We start from the raw sequence: 17309 nt of genomic DNA on the forward strand, positions 1-17309 counted from the left end.
TTGACCGTTATAAGCCCCGAACCATTCGGAACAAGCTGTGGATAAGTCTGTTGGTAACTTGTTAAGCCAGCTAAGGATTTCGCACCTTGTCGAGCACCGCCAGCGAGCGCGATGCGTTGAGCACGAGGCCGTAACTGAGTTTGTCGTAGGTGCGGAACACCATCAGCAACCCGGCGCGTTCGTCGGGGATTTTCAGCGGCTGACCGGTGACCCGGTCGCGTACGGTTTCGCCGGTTTTCATCACCACCAGCACATTGCCTTCGGCCAGACCGTCGCGTTTACCTTTATTCAACGTGACCACATCCATCGCGCCGATCTGCGTTACGCCGCGCGGCACGTCGATGATCAGTCCGTTGATATCGGTTTGCGGGGCGCTGGGCATAAAGGTCGAATTGATCGAGCGTTCTTCGCCGCTGAACAAGCGGTCACCGAGACGCACTTCCTGGGTGGTGCGTTGCAGGGCGAGGGTGGCGACATCACCTTCGGTCGCGACAATTTCGCCGCCGCCGATGTCATCGGCGTTGATGCCGAGAAACTCCTTGCTCTGTGGATCGGTGTAGACCTTGCCTTGCCGGAAGATTCCGTAGACCGGCTGGTTCGGGTCGAAATGCCCGCGAGCGAAGATCCGGTCGCCGGTGCCGCTGAGCACACGTTCGGCATCGCCGGCAACGATGTACGGCGCTTTGTCGAAGTCCTCGACCTTGTCGACGATGCGGTTGCTCAGCAGAAAGCTGTTGATCGATTTGAGCGGAATGCTCGGAATCGCGTCGGCCACCGGGCTGGTGCGAATGCGTGGCGACAGCTTGATGGTGCCGCGTGAGGCGCCGCGATTGAGCAGCAGACGCGGCTGGCCGTTGACGTAACTCAGGGTCAACAGGTCGCCGGGATAGATCAGATTGGGGTTTTCGATTTGCGGATTGGCCTGCCACAACTGCGGCCACTGCCAGGGCTCGCGCAGATATTTGCCGGAAATGTCCCAGAGCGTGTCCCCCGAAACCACCGTGTATTGCTGTGGAAAACCTTCCTTGAGCTGCACTTGCCCGTGCGCCGTACCGGCCGAGACCAGAAAGAGCAGGGCGAGTAGTGATTTCCTCATGCGGTGAATCCCTTTATTATGTGCGTTCGCGTGAAACGCCAGAGCCCCCGTGGCTCGCTCCGTGCTCTATTCTGAAAAGCACGGCGCTACGTTTCACAACGGTAGCCTGCATCTTCGGACCTGCCAGGCCATCGCCCGACTTTACTCAACGCGTGCAGCAATCAAGCCTATGGCCATTTTAAACATCCTCGAATTCCCGGACCCGCGTCTGCGCACTATCGCCAAGCCTGTGGCCGTAGTGGACGACGAAGTGCGTCAGTTGGTCGATGACATGTTTGAAACAATGTATGAAGCGCCGGGCATCGGCCTTGCCGCGACCCAGGTCAACGTGCACAAACGTATCGTCGTGATGGACCTTTCCGAAGACCGCACCGAGCCACGGGTGTTCATCAACCCCGAGTTCGAATCGCTGACCGAAGACATGGAGCAATACCAGGAAGGCTGCCTCTCGGTACCGGGCTTTTACGAAAACGTCGACCGCCCGCAGAAGGTCAAGATCAAGGCTCTGGACCGCGACGGCAAGCCTTACGAACTGATCGCCGAAGGCTTGCTCGCAGTGTGCATCCAGCACGAATGCGACCACCTCAACGGCAAATTGTTCGTCGATTATCTGTCCACGCTCAAACGCGATCGCATCAAGAAGAAGCTGGAAAAGCTTCACCGCCAGAACGCTTGATGCCCTCCTTCAAAGGCTTGCTGCGGCAAGCCTTTTTCTTTTTGTGAGAACCCTCTGATGACCGAGCCACTGCGCATTGTCTTTGCCGGCACCCCGGAATTCGCCGCCGAACACCTCAAGGCCCTGTTAAACAGCCCTTACGAGATCGTTGCGGTCTACACCCAACCGGATCGCCCGGCCGGTCGCGGACAAAAACTCATGCCGAGCCCGGTCAAGCAGCTCGCGTTGGAAAACAACATCCAGGTGTTGCAGCCGCCGACCCTGCGCAACGAAGACGCGCAGGCCGAGCTCGCCGCGCTCCAGCCGGATTTGCTGGTGGTGGTCGCTTATGGCCTGATCCTGCCGCAAGTGGTGCTGGATATTCCGCGTCTGGGCTGCATCAACAGTCACGCCTCGCTGTTGCCGCGCTGGCGCGGTGCAGCGCCGATTCAACGCGCTGTGGAAGCCGGCGATAGCGAAAGCGGCGTAACCGTGATGCGCATGGAAGCGGGCCTCGACACCGGGCCGATGCTGCTCAAAGTCGTCACCCCGATCAGCGCCGAAGACACCGGCGGCAGCCTGCACGACCGCCTCGCGGAAATGGGTCCTCCGGCTGTGGTGCAAGCGATTGCCGGTCTGGCCGCTGGCACGCTGCAAGGCGAAGTGCAGGACGACAGCCTCGCCACCTACGCACACAAACTCAACAAGGACGAAGCACGCATCGACTGGAGCCGTCCGGCGGTCGAGCTGGAACGTCTGGTACGCGCTTTCAATCCTTGGCCGATCACCCACAGCACGCTGAATGGCGAAGCGCTGAAAGTGCTGGCGGCCACACTGGCCGAGGGCAGCGGCAAACCGGGCGCGATTCTCGGCGCCAGCAAGGACGGTCTGATCGTCGCCTGCGGTGAACAAGCCCTGTGCCTGACCCGTCTGCAATTGCCCGGCGGTAAAGCGCTGAACTTCAGCGACCTGTTCAACAGCCGTCGTGAGAAATTCGCCGTCGGCACCGTCCTCGGCGCAGCGGTGGACGCGCAATGAACCCGCGTCTGGCCGCCGCCAAGGCACTCGCCGCTGTCCTGAGCGGCAAAGCCTCGCTCAACAGCTCCCTGCCGACGCAACTGGATAAGGTCGAGGATCGCGATCGCGGTTTCACTCAGGATCTGGCGTTCGGCACCGCGCGTTGGCAGCCACGGCTGTCAGCGCTGGCAGCCAAGCTCTTACAGAAACCGTTCAAGGCTGCCGATGCTGATGTCGAAGCGCTGCTGCTGGTCGGTCTCTATCAACTGCTTTACACCCGCGTGCCGCCGCACGCGGCCATCGGTGAAACCGTGGGTTGCGCCGAGAAGCTGAAAAAGCCGTGGGCCAAAGCGTTGCTCAACGCCGTGTTGCGTAATGCACAGCGCGAAAGTGAGGCGATTTTCGCCGAACTGGAGCGAGACCCGGTGGTGCGTACCGCTCACCCGCGCTGGCTGCAAAAATCCCTTAAGGCTTTCTGGCCGGAACAGTGGGAGGCGATCTGCGAAGCCAACAATGCGCATCCGCCGATGATCCTGCGAGTCAACCGCCGCCATCACAACCGCGACGCTTACCTGGGCTTGTTGGCTGAAGCCGGGATCGCCGCGACGCCGTGCGTTTACAGCGGTGACGGGATCATCCTCGAAGCGGCCGCCGACGTGCCCAGCCTGCCGGGTTTTGCTGAAGGCTGGATCAGCGTGCAGGACGAAGCCGCGCAACTCGCCGCCGACCTGCTTGACCTCGCGCCGGGCCAACGCGTGCTCGACGCCTGCTGCGCACCCGGGGGCAAGACCTGCCACATCCTCGAAGCCGAACCGGCGCTGGCCGGCGTGGTGGCGGTGGATCTGGAAGCCAAGCGTCTGGTGCGAGTCAGGGAAAACCTTGAACGCCTCGGCCTGAGCGCCGAACTGATCGCCGCCGACGGTCGCGACACGGCCAAGTGGTGGGACGGCAAACCGTTCCAGCGCATCCTGCTCGACGCGCCATGTTCGGCGACGGGTGTGATCCGCCGGCACCCGGACATCAAGCTCACGCGTCAGGCCGATGACATCGCCGCTCTCGCGACCCTGCAAGGCGAGCTGCTCGACGCTATGTGGCAGACCCTCGAAGTCGGCGGCATTCTGCTTTACGCCACGTGCTCGACCTTGCCGACCGAGAACACCGAGGTCATCGCCGCGTTCCTCGAGCGCACGCCCGGCGCACGCGAGCTGGACCTGGCCACTACGGCCGGGATCAAACAGCCGCATGGTCGCCAATTGCTGGCCCAGCAGGGCGGCCATGACGGGTTCTACTACGCCAAGCTGATCAAGATCGCTGCCGCGCGCGGCTAAACGGATTCAATGGAGTGACTGGATGAAAATCATCATCCTCGGTGCGGGACAGGTCGGCGGTTCGCTGGCGGAACATTTGGCCAGCGAGGCCAACGACATCACGGTGGTCGACACCGACGGCGAGCGCCTGCGCGACCTCGGTGACCGGCTCGACATCCGCACCGTGCAGGGCCGTGGCTCGCTGCCGACCATCCTGCGTCAGGCCGGTGCCGACGACGCCGACATGCTGGTGGCGGTGACCAACAGCGACGAAACCAACATGATTGCCTGTCAGGTCGCGCACACGCTGTTCCACACGCCGACCAAGATTGCCCGGGTGCGCGAAGCGTCCTACCTGACCCGCGACGAGTTGTTCGACAACGAAGCGATTCCGGTCGACGTGCTGATCAGCCCCGAGCAGGTGGTGACCAATTACATCAAACGCCTGATCCAGCATCCCGGCGCTTTGCAGGTGATCGACTTCGCCGAAGGCAAGGCGCAACTGGTGGCGGTGCGCGCCTATTACGGCGGGCCGCTGGTGGGCCAGCAACTGCGCCAGTTGCGCGAGCACATGCCGAATGTGGAAACCCGCGTAGCGGCGATTTTCCGCCGGGATCGGCCGATCCTGCCGCAGGGCGACACGGTGATCGAGGCCGATGACGAAGTCTTTTTCATCGCTGCCCGTGCGAACATTCGCGCAGTGATGAGCGAAATGCGCCGCCTCGACGAAACCTACAAACGCATCGTGATTGCCGGGGGCGGGCAGATCGGCGAGCGCCTGGCCGAAGCCATCGAAAGCCGTTATCAGGTGAAGATCATCGAGATGAACCCGGCGCGTTGCCGCTACCTCTCGGACACGCTCGACAGCACCGTGGTGTTGCAGGGTAGCGCCTCAGACCGCGACCTGCTGCTGGAAGAAAATATCGCCGACGCCGATATTTTCCTCGCGCTGACCAACGATGACGAAGCCAACATCATGTCGTCGCTGCTGGCCAAACGGCTGGGTGCGAAGAAGGTCATGACGATCATCAACAACCCGGCCTACGTCGACCTGATCCAGGGCGGCGACATCGACATCGCCATCAGCCCGCAACTGGCGACCATCGGCACCTTGCTCGCTCACGTGCGGCGTGGCGATATCGTCAGCGTGCACTCACTGCGTCGCGGCGCGGCCGAAGCCATCGAAGCGGTGGCGCATGGCGATTCGAAGTCGAGCAAGGTCATCGGCAAGGCCATCGAAAACATCGCGCTGCCGCCAGGCACTACCATCGGCGCGATCATCCGTGCCGAAGAGGTAATTATCGCTCACGACAACACGGTGATCGAGGCGGGCGACCACGTGATCCTGTTCCTCGTGGATAAAAAGCATATCCGCGATGTGGAGAAGCTGTTTCATGTTGGCCTGAGCTTCTTCTGATCCTGATTTTTCTGTGTCTGTTATGACCTCATCGCTGGCAAGCCAGCTCCCACAGGGTTTCGGGTTGTTCAAAAATGTGATGTACACCAGAGATCCCTGTGGGAGCTGGCTTGCCAGCGATGGCGGCGCCACAGACTTCCCCTGACACACCCGAAAAGGAATCCACCAATGCTCGAATCCCTGGAAAAAATGCTCGCCAAGGGTGTGGATAACTCTTTGCTGCGCTTCGGCCTGGGCAAGGGTTATCTGGATCTGGGGGAGAATGCCAAGGCTGCCGAGCACTTCCAGCGCTGCGTCGAGCTAGACCCGAAGTATTCGGCGGCGTGGAAACTGTTGGGCAAGGCGCAGCTAGGGCTGAATGACAACGCCGCCGCGCGTCAGGCGTGGGAGCAGGGTCTGGAAACCGCCCGCGCCCATGGCGACAAGCAGGCAGAGAAAGAAATGACGGTGTTTCTGAAAAAGCTCGAACGGCAAGCGCCGTGATCGATCAGAGATAGCGCAGACCGATGCCCTCGGCATCGACCATCACCACTTCCATACGTACACGTGGCGCGCCTGCGGGTAAATCCTGCACCTGGCCATAGACCACCGCGCCCGTGGGCAATCCGGCGAGACGCGGATGCTGAACGTAGACGCCCGTAGTAGACAGATTGCGCGTCTGCCCCAGGCATTCGCCGAAGCTTTCGTGGGTGATCTTGATGCGCAATGATTTGCGGTGTTCGGACATCTTCTGCGCCCTTGAATGAACGGTTGTGGATAACCTGCCCGCGGGAAGTTATCCACAGATCATGCCAAATGCATCAATACCAGCGTTCTTCGCCCGGCGGCCGTTTCTTGAAGCGCTTCATGCTCCACATGTACTGGCTCGGATACGCCGCCACATAGCGCTCGACCACCTGGCTCATCGCCGCGCAGGAAGTCTCGGTATCGGTGCTGTACATGGCTTCCGGCGCCGCTTCGAGGATTACCTTGTAGCCGGAACCGTCCGGCAGCCGCAGCGCGTGCAGAAACACGCCGACGGCTTTGTGCCCGGCGAGCATGTTCGGCACGAACTTGCTGGTCAGCGCTTGAGTGGCAAAGAACGGCACGAAGATCCCGGCGGATTCGGCCGGTTCCGGGTCAGCGGGAATGCCCACTGCACCACCTTTGCGCACTTCCTTGATCACGCTGAGGATGCCTTCCTTGGTCGAGGCAGCGACTTTGTTACCCAGTTGCACGCGCTGTTTGCGCAGCAAGTCATCCACAGCCTTGAGCTTGGGCGGACGGTAGAAAATGATCGGTTTGCACTGGCTGCAATAGAAGTGGTTGAGCACTTCCCAGTTGCCGAGGTGACTGGTGATGCCGACCACGCCTTTGCCCGAGGCCAATGCGTCTTTAAGCACGTCGAGGCCTTCGACTTCACGCACCAGATCAATCGAGCGCTGCGCCGGCCAGATCCACGCGCAGGCACTTTCGGTCAGGGACTTGCCGATGTCCTTCAGGCTCTGGCCGACCAGACGCTCGCGCTCGGCCGCATCCATCTGTGGAAAACATTTGGCGAGGTTGATCCGCACCACGTCGCGGGAGCGGTTGGGGGTTTTCCACATGATCCAGCCGATCGCTGAACCCACGGCTTGCACGGCCCGCCACGGCAGCAGGGCAAACAGCCGCAGAGCGCCTACCAGCAAGGCGCCTTTAAACTTTTCCACAGGTCACTCCTGATCTTGTGCGGTGCGCGAGGCGGCCATTCTAACCGCCGTTGGCGAGCTGCGCGTAGCGGTCGCAGTTCCGGGTGTGATCCATGACCATCCCCGAGGCCTGCATGAATGCGTAGCAAATGGTCGGGCCGACGAACGTGAAGCCGGCCTTTTTCAAGGCTTTGCTCATGGCCACGGCTTGCGGGGTGATGGCCGGGACTTCGCTGCGATCCTTGAAATGATTGATCACCGGCGTACCGTCGACGAACGACCAGAGAAACTTCACCGGGTCTTCCAGCGCCAGCCAGGCTTGCGCATTACGTCGGGCGGCATTCAATTTGAGACGGTTGCGAATGATCCCCGGATCAAGCATCAACTCAGCGATTTCCGCATCGCTCATCTGCGCCACGCGCTGCACGTCAAAGCCGAACAGCACCTCGCGATAACGCTCGCGCTTGCGCAGCACGGTGATCCACGACAGGCCGGCCTGGAACCCTTCGAGCAAAAGCAACTCGAACAAACCCTGCGCATCGCGTAGCGGCGTGCCCCACTCCTGATCGTGATAAGCCATGTACAGCGGATCTTCAGAACACCAAAAGCAGCGTGGCATAAGGCTCCAGGGGGTGGAGGCGCGACTGAATCGGGTATACTCCCGCTCTTTAAATCGCAGCCCAAGAAACAGGTGAATTTCGTGAGCCAGCCTACGCCAGCCGTGCGTACCTTCCAAGACTTGATCCTCGCGCTCCAGCAGTACTGGGCCGAGCAAGGTTGTGTGGTACTTCAGCCCTACGATATGGAAGTAGGCGCCGGCACTTTCCACACCGCGACCTTCCTGCGCGCCATCGGCCCGGAAACCTGGAACGCCGCTTACGTGCAGCCAAGCCGCCGTCCGACTGACGGCCGTTATGGCGAAAACCCGAACCGTCTGCAGCACTACTACCAGTTCCAGGTCGTCCTGAAGCCGAACCCGGACAACTTCCAGGAGCTATACCTGGGCTCGCTCAAGCATGTCGGCCTCGACCCATTGGTCCACGACATCCGCTTCGTCGAAGACAACTGGGAATCGCCGACCCTCGGCGCCTGGGGTCTGGGCTGGGAAGTCTGGCTCAACGGCATGGAAGTCACCCAGTTCACTTACTTCCAGCAAGCGGGCGGCATCGAGTGCTACCCGGTGACCGGCGAGATCACCTACGGTCTCGAGCGTCTGGCCATGTACCTGCAAGGCGTGGATTCGGTCTACGACCTGGTCTGGGCTGACGGCCCGATGGGCAAAGTCACTTACGGCGACGTGTTCCACCAGAACGAAGTGGAGCAGTCCACTTACAACTTCGAACACGCCAACGTCGACAAGCTGTTCGAACTGTTCGACTTCTATGAAAGCGAAGCCAAGCGCCTGATCGAACTTGATCAACCGCTGCCGTTGCCGAGCTACGAAATGGTTCTGAAGGCCTCGCACACCTTCAACCTGCTGGATGCGCGCCGGGCAATCTCGGTGACTGCGCGTCAGCAATACATCCTGCGCGTACGCACCCTGGCGCGTTCCGTCGCCCAAGCCTATCTGCTGGCTCGCGCCAAGCTGGGCTTCCCGATGGCAACCCCGGACCTGCGTGACGAAGTACTGGCCAAGCTGGAGGCTGCACAATGAGTGCGCAAGATTTTCTGGTTGAACTGGGCACCGAAGAACTGCCACCCAAAGCGCTGAATACTTTGGCTGACGCGTTCCTCGCCGGGATCGACAAGGGCCTGCAAGCTGCCGGCCTGAGCTACGAAGCAAAAACCGTCTACGCTGCGCCGCGTCGTCTGGCTGTGCTGATTACCGCGCTGGCCACCCAGCAACCGGATCGAAGCATCAACCTCGACGGCCCGCCACGTCAGGCTGCGTTCGATGCTGAAGGCAACCCGACTCAGGCAGCGCTGGGCTTCGCCAAGAAGTGCGGCGTGGATCTGAGCGAAATCGATCAAAGCGGCCCGAAACTGCGCTACAGCCAGAGCATCGCCGGCAAGCCGACTGCGAGCCTGCTGCCGACCATCGTCGAAGATTCGCTGAATGACCTGCCGATCCCGAAACGCATGCGTTGGGGTGCACGCAAAGAAGAGTTCGTGCGTCCGACCCAATGGCTGGTGATGCTGCTCGGTGACCAGGTCATCGACTGCACGATCCTCGCGCAGAAGGCTGGCCGTGACTCCCGTGGGCACCGCTTCCACCACCCGGAAAGCGTGCGCATCGGTTCGCCGTCGAGCTACCTGGCCGACCTGCGTGCCGCTTATGTACTGGCCGATGCCAACGAGCGTCGCGCAATCATCAGCAAGCGCACCGAAGAGCTGGCGACGATGCAGGAAGGCACGGCGATTGTGCCGCCAGCCCTGCTCGACGAAGTGACCGCGCTGGTTGAATGGCCGGTGCCGCTGGTCTGCTCGTTCGAGGAACGTTTCCTCGACGTGCCGCAGGAAGCGCTGATCACCACCATGCAGGACAACCAGAAGTACTTCTGCCTGCTGGACGCCGATGGCAAGTTGCTGCCGCGTTTCATCACCGTGGCCAACATCGAATCGAAGGATCCGCAGCAGATCGTCGCCGGTAACGAGAAAGTGGTTCGTCCACGTCTGACCGACGCCGAATTCTTCTTCAAGCAAGACAAGAAGCAGAAGCTCGAAATGTTCAACGAGCGCCTGAAGAACGTGGTGTTCCAGGAAAAACTTGGCAGCGTCTATGACAAGGCCGAGCGCGTCTCGAAACTGGCGGCTTACATCGCCGCCCGCATCGGCGGCAACGCTTCGTGGGCTGCCCGCGCAGGCTTGTTGTCGAAATGCGACCTGGCGACCGAAATGGTCGGCGAGTTCCCCGAGATGCAAGGCGTCGCCGGTTACTACTACGCCCTCAACGACGGCGAGCCGGAAGATGTCGCGCTGGCACTGAACGAGCAGTACATGCCGCGTGGCGCTGGCGCTGAATTGCCGGCGACCCTGACCGGTGCAGCCGTGGCCATCGCCGACAAGCTCGACACTCTGGTCGGAATCTTCGGCATCGGCATGCTGCCCACCGGCAGCAAAGACCCGTATGCCCTGCGCCGTGCCGCTCTCGGCGTGCTGCGTATCCTGATCGAGAAGAAACTCGATCTGGATCTGAACGACGCCGTGGCTTTCGCCGTGAGTGCGTTCGGTGCCAAGGTCAAGGCTGCCGGCCTCAACGAATCGGTGCTGGACTTCATCTTCGACCGTCTGCGTGCGCGTTACGAAGACGAAGGCGTGGATGTCGCTACCTATCTGTCGGTACGTGCCCTGAAGCCGGGCTCGGCGCTGGATTTCGATCAGCGTGTGCAAGCGGTGCAAGCGTTCCGCAAACTGCCGGAAGCGGCAGCGTTGGCAGCAGTGAACAAGCGTGTGTCGAACCTGCTGAGCAAAGTCGAAGGCGCCGTGCCAAGCGTGGTCGAGGCCAAGTATTTCGACAACGCCAACGAGTTCTCGCTGTACTCGGCGATCCAGCAGGCGGATCAGGCTGTACAGCCGATGGCTGCAGCACGTCAGTACAACGAATCGCTGGCACGCCTGGCCGCGCTGCGCGAGCCGGTGGATGCGTTCTTCGACGCGGTAATGGTCAATGCCGACGACGCCAAAGTGCGGGCCAACCGTTACGCGCTGCTGGCGCGTCTGCGTGGTCTGTTCCTCGGTGTCGCTGACATTTCGCTGCTGGGTTGAGGGATTGCTGTTGAAACTGCTGATTCTCGATCGGGACGGAGTGATCAATTACGACTCCGACGCTTACATCAAGTCGGTAGAGGAGTGGATTCCGCTGCCCGGCTCGATCGAAGCGATTGCGCAGTTGAGCAAGGCCGGCTGGACCGTGGCGGTCGCCACCAACCAGTCGGGCATTGCTCGCGGCTACTACGACCTCGCCACCCTCGACGCCATGCACGCGCGCCTGCGCGAGCTGGTGGCGGAGCAGGGCGGTGAAGTCGGGCTGATCGTTTATTGCCCACATGGGCCGGATGAGGGCTGCGCTTGCCGCAAACCGAAACCCGGCATGTTGAAGACCATTGCGCAGCATTACGACGTGTCGCTGACGAATGTCTGGTTCGTCGGCGACAGCCTTGGTGACCTGGAGGCCGCCAAAGCCGTCGATTCACAACCTGTTTTGGTAAAGACCGGGAAAGGCGTAGAGACTCAGGGCAAAACCCTGCCGGTTGGCACCCTGATTTTTGATGATCTGGCGGCGATTGCCGCAGAACTTATCCACAACTAGAGTGCTTCTGACGTTCCTGACCAAGGATTGATCGGGAGTGCGCTTGAACAGTCGGGCATTGCCCGTAACGGTAAATGTCGTCATGTCGATACTGCGGGCCATCAGAATTTTTCTCTTTTACCTGCTGCTGGGCACCAGCTCTTTGCTGTGGTGCAGCCTGAGTTTTTTTATCGCGCCATTTTTGCCATTCAAGGCGCGCTATCGCTTCATCAACGTGTACTGGTGCCGCTGCGCCTTGTGGTTGAGCAAGGTGTTCCTCGGGATCACTTACGAAATCAAAGGTGCGCACAACGTGCCTGACCGGCCCTGCGTGATCCAGTCGAACCACCAGAGCACTTGGGAGACTTTCTTTCTCTCCGCATATTTCTCGCCCTTGAGCCAGGTGCTCAAGCGCGAATTGTTGTTCGTGCCGTTCTTCGGCTGGGCCATGGCCATGCTGCGGCCGATTGCGATTGACCGCGACAACCCTAAAGCCGCGCTCAAAGTCGTGGCGAAAAAAGGCGACGAGCTGCTCAAGGACAATGTTTGGGTGCTGATTTTTCCGGAAGGCACGCGCGTTCCGTTCGGCACTGTTGGCAAATTCTCGCGCAGTGGTAGCGCGTTGGCGGTGAATGCCGAGCTTCCGGTGCTGCCGATTGCACACAATGCCGGCAAATTCTGGCCGAAAGCCGGGTGGGGCAAGACGCCCGGCGTGATCACCGTGGTCATCGGCGAACCGATGTACGCCGAAGGCACAGGGCCGCGAGCCATTGCCGCATTGAACGACCGGGTGCAGGCCTGGAATGAGCAGACGCAACGGGAAATGGGTTCGCTGCCACCGGCCGCGCAGGCACCGGCGGAAAGCGACCGGATTGCTGTCTGAGATTTTGTGGATAACCTGTGTACGGTTTTGTTGAAAAACCATGAATATGTTATCTAACTCGTTGATCTACATATATATTTCTTAAGCTCATAAAACTCCGAAAAAGGTGCATAAGTTTTTTTCGGGCGCAAAAAAGCCGGCTGATATAGCCGGTTTTTTTATGCCTGTTCATTCAGGGATCAGCGGTAACTCCAAGCGGAATGTCGTGCCTTCGTCGATCACGCTGCGGCACTCGATGCGGCCACCATGGTGATCGATCACGGCTTTGACCATAGACAGCCCCAGCCCTACGCCGTCGGTGCCTTGCGCGGATGAAAAGCGCCGGTATTGGGTGAACAGTTCGGGCAGTTCTTGCGCGGCGATGCCTTTGCCTTGGTCCGCGAGTTCGCAGTGCAGCCAGTTCTCGTGACAACTGATCCGCAGGCAGATTTTCGTGTCGGCCGCGCTGTACTTGATCGCGTTCTCCAACAGATTGAACAGCGCTCGAGTCAGCAGGCCCTGGTCAGCCATGATCAGGCGTTCCTGGGATTGCTCGTCGATTTCATGCAGCAGTTCGATGTGTTTTTGTTGGGCGATTGGCAGTGCTTGATCAAGTACGTCGAGAACCAACATGGCGAACAGGCTCGGCTGGAACTGGTAAGCCTCCGATTCGGCGCGGGCCAGCAACACGAAACCATCGGTGAGATCGAGTGCTCGACGCACTTGGCGCTCGATCTGCTCGAATAGCGGCGAATCCCCAACCTCATGACGCTGCACATCAAGCAACGCGAGGATCGCTGAATGCGGTGCACGCAAGTCGTGAGAGAGGAAGCGCAGTAGAACTCCGCGTTGTTCCTCGGCGGCGCGCTCGGCACTCAGATCGGTCAGACTCCACAGCCAGCCAATCGGTGTTTCGCCGTCCACCGGCAGCAGCGCGGCGCGTTCCAGACGCAGGCTGCGTTCCTTGTGATCGCGAAACTCCAGCAGCGGCAAGTCGGACAGCGCCGGGCGTGGGTCTGTGGACAACTCCGGATAACCCAGATGCGCCAACTGCTCAAGGACATCATCCCCAGCCAGAACGGCGCCAAACAGATCCCGGGCATTGCGGTTGCCCAGCAGAATCTTGCCTTTGGGGTCGCTGATCAACGTCGCGACCGGCAGGTATTCCAGACCATCAGCAATGAAGCGTCGCGTATCGCGGGTGCGACTCATGGCTTGTTCGAGGGCCATGATCTGTCCTTGCAAGCGGTCGGCGCTGGGAAACTGCGCACGGCGGCGTTCGGGGAAAACTTTCGGTTCACTGTCGAGCCGCGCCAGTTCCCAGCCGAAATAGGTCAGCACCACACTCAGGCGCCGCCAGTTCCAGATCAGGTAGCCGAATAGCATGCCCAATACCGCGGGCGTTGGTGACCACCAGTGTCTGAGTTCCGCCAGAGCGGCGCTGGACGCTAACGTGCAGGCCATGCCGATCAACGTCACCCACAACGCCAGACGTGGCCGCCATAGCAACAGCCCAAGCACGCAAGCCACCAGCGTCACCGACAACAAGGCGCTCAGTCCTGGGGAGGCGTCATGCAGACTGATTTGCGCACGCCACGAAAGCAGCGCAGTCAGCGGCAACAGCACTAGACTTATCCACAGCCACTCGCGCACCAGTTGCCGAAACAAACGCTGCACCTGACTCGGCTCACGGCTTTCATGCCGACGCTGATTATTCATGGCAAACAGGGCAGGGCGGAGTGAATGGATTCATGGGCCACGGGTCTGAGGACGGAGACCCGAAGAATCATAGCGGACGTCGATCAACGGCGGGCCGCTTACTTTCACCGGGGTAAACAGCCCAGCAAGAAGGACACCTCGCGTATGCGCGTTGCAATACTGGACGATGAACCCGCCGAACTGCGCCGGGTCGAGCAGACCCTGCAACAGATGGCCGAAGCCGGGGAGCAGCCATGGTCACTGCACAGCTTCGAACGTGGTGAAGACCTGCTGCGGCAGTTGCGCCGGGAGACCTTCGATCTGTTGATCCTCGATTGGCAATTACCCGATCTGACCGGATTGGCGTTGCTACGTTGGACTCGCGAACACATGGAGGTGCCACCGGCGGCGATCATGCTCACCAGTCGTGACGGGGAGAGCGATATCGTTCAGGCGCTGAATGCCGGGGCTGATGATTACGTCAGCAAACCGTTTCGGCCCAACGAACTGAAGGCGCGGGTGGCGGCAGTGTTGCGCCGGCACAGTCAGAAACGTACAGCATCAGCGGAAATCTTGAGCTTCAACGATCTGGTGTTCGATGACGCAGAGCTGACTGTCACCCGTGATGGCAAACCGATCGTAATGACCGAGCGCGAGTATCGGCTAGCGCATTGTCTGTTCAGCAACCTGGGTCGGCCGTTGTCACGGGATTATCTGTACGAGCGCTTTTGGCCGCATGAAGAAATGTCTACCTCGAGGCCGCTGGATACGCATATCTATCGACTGCGCAACAAGCTGGGGCTGACGGCGGATCGGGGTTGGCAGTTGCTGACGATTTACGGGTATGGGTATCGGTTGGAGAGTGTGGCGGACGCGGACGCGTAAAGATCAAAAAAAGGCCAACGCAATTGCGTTGGCCTTTTTATGGTGCCGACCGGGATCAGAAATCCAGGTTGGAAACCGCCAACGCATTGCTCTCGATAAACTCACGGCGAGGTTCGACCGCATCACCCATCAGGGTGTTGAAGATCTGGTCTGCGCCGATGGCGTCTTCGATGGTGACTTTCAGCATACGGCGCACGCTTGGGTCCATGGTGGTTTCCCACAGCTGATCCGGGTTCATTTCACCCAGACCTTTGTATCGCTGAATGGTGTGACGCTTGGTGCTTTCGGCCATCAACCAGTCGAGGGCTTCCTTGAACTCGGTCACGGCTTTCTTGCGTTCGCCACGCTGGATGTATGCGCCTTCGTCGAGCAGGGTGCTCAGTTGAGCGCCGAGGGTAACGACGGTTTTGTAGTCGTTGCTGCCGAAGAAGTCGCGGTTGAAGGTGACGTAGTTCGACAGGCCGTGGGAGATCAGTTCAACCTCTGGCAACCACACGCCGCGCTCGCGATCTTCACGCAGGCTGGCTTTGTACACCAGACCGGATTTCTCGACGGTACGCAGGCGTGCTTCGTACTGCGCCAGCCAGTCCTGCATCGCGGCGTGGTCGCCGAGCTTTTCCAGGCTCACGGCCGGCAGGTAGATGAAGTGCTCGGTCAGTTCCTGTGGGTACAGGCGCGACAGACGCTTGAGGGTCTTCATCACCATGCGGAAGTCATTCACCAGACGCTCCAGCGCCGGGCCGGAAATGCCCGGAGCCTCTTCGTTCAGGTGCAGGCTCGCATCTTCCAGGGCCGACTGCGTCATGTACTCTTCCATGGCGTCGTCGTCTTTGATGTATTGCTCTTGCTTGCCTTTCTTGACCTTGTACAGCGGCGGCTGGGCGATGTAGATGTAGCCACGCTCGATCAGCTCCGGCAGCTGACGGAAGAAGAAGGTCAGCAGCAGGGTACGGATGTGCGAACCGTCGACGTCAGCATCGGTCATGATGATGATGTTGTGATAGCGCAGCTTGTCGATGTTGTACTCGTCGCGACCGATGCCGCAGCCCAGCGCAGTGATCAAGGTGCCCACTTCCTGGGAAGAGATCATCTTGTCGAAACGCGCCTTCTCGACGTTGAGGATTTTGCCCTTCAACGGCAGGATGGCTTGGGTCCTGCGGTTACGCCCCTGCTTGGCAGAGCCGCCCGCGGAGTCACCTTCCACGAGGTACAGTTCGGACAGCGCCGGGTCTTTTTCCTGGCAGTCAGCGAGTTTGCCCGGCAGGCCGGCGATGTCCAGCGCGCCTTTGCGGCGGGTCATCTCACGGGCCTTGCGTGCAGCTTCACGGGCACGTGCAGCGTCGATCATCTTGCCGACAACCAGCTTGGCTTCGTTCGGGTTTTCCAGCAGGAAGTCGGAGAAGTACTTGCCCATTTCCTGTTCGACCGCAGTCTTCACTTCGGAAGACACCAGCTTGTCTTTGGTCTGGGAGCTGAACTTCGGATCCGGTACCTTCACCGAAATTATCGCGGTCAGACCTTCACGCGCATCGTCACCGGTGGTGGCGACTTTGTGCTTCTTCGCCAGGCCTTCAGCTTCGATGTAGGTGTTCAGGTTACGCGTCAGTGCCGAACGGAAGCCCACCAAGTGGGTACCGCCGTCGCGCTGCGGGATGTTGTTAGTGAAGCACAACAGGTTCTCGTTGAAGCTGTCGTTCCACTGCAGGGCGATTTCCACGCCGATGCCGTCTTCACGCTGGATGTTGAAGTGGAACACCTGGTTGACCGGAGTCTTGTTGGTGTTCAGGTATTCAACGAACGCACGCAGGCCGCCTTCGTACTTGAACAACTCTTCCTTGCCGCTGCGCTCATCCTTGAGGACGATGCCGACACCGGAGTTGAGGAAGGACAGTTCACGAATGCGCTTGGCCAGGATGTCCCAGCTGAAATGAATATTCTTGAAGGTCGCGTCGGAAGGACGGAAATGGATCTGCGTACCGGTGGTTTCACTCTCGCCAACGATTTTCATCGGCTCTTGCGGAACGCCATGCACGTAAGTCTGTTCCCAGATCTTGCCGCTGCGGCGAACGGTCAGGATCAGCTCTTCGGACAGGGCGTTAACTACGGAAACACCAACACCGTGCAGACCGCCGGATACTTTGTAGGAGTTATCGTCGAACTTACCGCCCGCGTGGAGGACGGTCATGATGACCTCGGCGGCGGAAACGCCTTCCTCTTTATGCACGTCTACCGGGATGCCACGGCCGTTGTCGCGAACGGTGATGGACTCATCCGGGTGGATGATGATGCTGATGTCGTCACAATGGCCGGCGAGGGCTTCGTCGATCGAGTTGTCGACCACCTCGAACACCATATGGTGCAGGCCGCTGCCATCATCGGTGTCGCCAATGTACATACCGGGACGTTTGCGTACGGCATCCAGGCCTTTCAGCACTTTAATGCTCGTTGAGTCGTACGTATTTTCTTCGCTCAATGCC

Annotated in this window: 16 protein-coding genes; 10 read left to right on the forward strand and 6 right to left on the reverse strand. The window is 60.0% G+C overall.

Annotated features, from left to right (window positions below):
- Positions 1-70 precede the first annotated feature (70 nt).
- Complete coding sequence (locus ACP7EE_RS03230) at positions 71-1096, reverse strand: LysM peptidoglycan-binding domain-containing protein (protein WP_426233458.1); 1026 nt, start codon at positions 1094-1096, stop codon at positions 71-73.
- A 169-nt stretch (positions 1097-1265) separates the two neighbouring features.
- On the opposite strand from ACP7EE_RS03230, the gene def reads away from it, so the two are divergent.
- The 5 genes from def to ACP7EE_RS03255 all read left to right on the forward strand — a co-directional run bounded on the left by def (position 1266) and on the right by ACP7EE_RS03255 (position 5975).
- Positions 1266-1772 carry a peptide deformylase gene (gene def / locus ACP7EE_RS03235; protein ID WP_426233460.1) on the forward strand — a complete coding sequence of 169 codons (507 nt, stop codon included), beginning with the start codon at positions 1266-1268 and terminating at the stop codon, positions 1770-1772.
- 57 nt (positions 1773-1829) lie between these two features.
- Positions 1830-2789 (forward strand): methionyl-tRNA formyltransferase, encoded by a 960-nt coding sequence (fmt, locus tag ACP7EE_RS03240; RefSeq protein ID WP_426233462.1) that lies wholly within the window; start codon positions 1830-1832, stop codon positions 2787-2789.
- Positions 2786-4096: a 16S rRNA (cytosine(967)-C(5))-methyltransferase RsmB gene (gene rsmB / locus ACP7EE_RS03245; protein WP_426233464.1), complete on the forward strand. Its 1311-nt coding sequence runs from the start codon at positions 2786-2788 to the stop codon at positions 4094-4096. Before fmt ends, rsmB begins: the two co-directional genes overlap by 4 nt.
- 22 nt (positions 4097-4118) lie before the next feature.
- The gene (gene trkA, locus ACP7EE_RS03250) at positions 4119-5492 is read left to right on the forward strand and encodes a Trk system potassium transporter TrkA (RefSeq protein WP_420650064.1); all 1374 of its coding nucleotides are present in this window, start codon (positions 4119-4121) and stop codon (positions 5490-5492) included.
- 168 nt (positions 5493-5660) lie between these two features.
- Entirely contained in the window at positions 5661-5975 is a 315-nt protein-coding gene (locus ACP7EE_RS03255) for a tetratricopeptide repeat protein (protein WP_426233466.1), read from the forward strand.
- A 4-nt stretch (positions 5976-5979) separates the two neighbouring features.
- Here the strand turns inward: ACP7EE_RS03255 and ACP7EE_RS03260 are convergent, their stop codons facing one another.
- The 3 genes from ACP7EE_RS03260 to ACP7EE_RS03270 all read right to left on the reverse strand — a co-directional run bounded on the left by ACP7EE_RS03260 (position 5980) and on the right by ACP7EE_RS03270 (position 7778).
- Positions 5980-6219 (reverse strand): PilZ domain-containing protein, encoded by a 240-nt coding sequence (locus ACP7EE_RS03260; protein WP_426233468.1) that lies wholly within the window; start codon positions 6217-6219, stop codon positions 5980-5982.
- A 73-nt stretch (positions 6220-6292) separates the two neighbouring features.
- Complete coding sequence (locus tag ACP7EE_RS03265; protein WP_420650067.1) at positions 6293-7180, reverse strand: lysophospholipid acyltransferase; 888 nt, start codon at positions 7178-7180, stop codon at positions 6293-6295.
- A gap of 40 nt (positions 7181-7220) precedes the next feature.
- The gene (locus ACP7EE_RS03270; RefSeq protein WP_426233470.1) at positions 7221-7778 is read right to left on the reverse strand and encodes a DNA-3-methyladenine glycosylase I; all 558 of its coding nucleotides are present in this window, start codon (positions 7776-7778) and stop codon (positions 7221-7223) included.
- 81 nt (positions 7779-7859) lie between these two features.
- Here ACP7EE_RS03270 and glyQ point away from each other — a divergent pair, with 81 nt between their 5' ends.
- The 4 genes from glyQ to ACP7EE_RS03290 all read left to right on the forward strand — a co-directional run bounded on the left by glyQ (position 7860) and on the right by ACP7EE_RS03290 (position 12270).
- Positions 7860-8813 carry a glycine--tRNA ligase subunit alpha gene (gene glyQ, locus ACP7EE_RS03275; RefSeq protein ID WP_025112261.1) on the forward strand — a complete coding sequence of 318 codons (954 nt, stop codon included), beginning with the start codon at positions 7860-7862 and terminating at the stop codon, positions 8811-8813.
- Positions 8810-10864, forward strand: a complete 2055-nt coding sequence (gene glyS, locus ACP7EE_RS03280; RefSeq protein ID WP_426233472.1) for a glycine--tRNA ligase subunit beta — start codon at positions 8810-8812, stop codon at positions 10862-10864. The genes glyQ and glyS overlap by 4 nt, the downstream gene beginning before the upstream one ends.
- Positions 10865-10868: 4 nt before the next feature.
- The gene (gene gmhB, locus ACP7EE_RS03285; RefSeq protein WP_426233474.1) at positions 10869-11408 is read left to right on the forward strand and encodes a D-glycero-beta-D-manno-heptose 1,7-bisphosphate 7-phosphatase; all 540 of its coding nucleotides are present in this window, start codon (positions 10869-10871) and stop codon (positions 11406-11408) included.
- 82 nt (positions 11409-11490) lie between these two features.
- Positions 11491-12270, forward strand: a complete 780-nt coding sequence (locus ACP7EE_RS03290) for a lysophospholipid acyltransferase family protein (RefSeq protein WP_420650072.1) — start codon at positions 11491-11493, stop codon at positions 12268-12270.
- A 168-nt stretch (positions 12271-12438) separates the two neighbouring features.
- On the opposite strand, the gene ACP7EE_RS03295 is transcribed toward ACP7EE_RS03290, so the two are convergent.
- Positions 12439-13968, reverse strand: a complete 1530-nt coding sequence (locus ACP7EE_RS03295; protein WP_426233477.1) for a sensor histidine kinase — start codon at positions 13966-13968, stop codon at positions 12439-12441.
- A 144-nt stretch (positions 13969-14112) separates the two neighbouring features.
- Here ACP7EE_RS03295 and ACP7EE_RS03300 point away from each other — a divergent pair, with 144 nt between their 5' ends.
- Positions 14113-14832: a response regulator transcription factor gene (locus ACP7EE_RS03300; protein ID WP_426203552.1), complete on the forward strand. Its 720-nt coding sequence runs from the start codon at positions 14113-14115 to the stop codon at positions 14830-14832.
- Positions 14833-14887: 55 nt separating this feature from the next.
- Here the strand turns inward: ACP7EE_RS03300 and gyrB are convergent, their stop codons facing one another.
- Entirely contained in the window at positions 14888-17305 is a 2418-nt protein-coding gene (gyrB, locus tag ACP7EE_RS03305; RefSeq protein WP_420650075.1) for a DNA topoisomerase (ATP-hydrolyzing) subunit B, read from the reverse strand.
- Between the last annotated feature and the right edge of the window lie 4 nt (positions 17306-17309).

The organism is Pseudomonas sp. TWP3-2 (assembly GCF_049897765.1).
In the GTDB taxonomy this organism is placed as follows: Bacteria; Pseudomonadota; Gammaproteobacteria; order Pseudomonadales; family Pseudomonadaceae; genus Aquipseudomonas.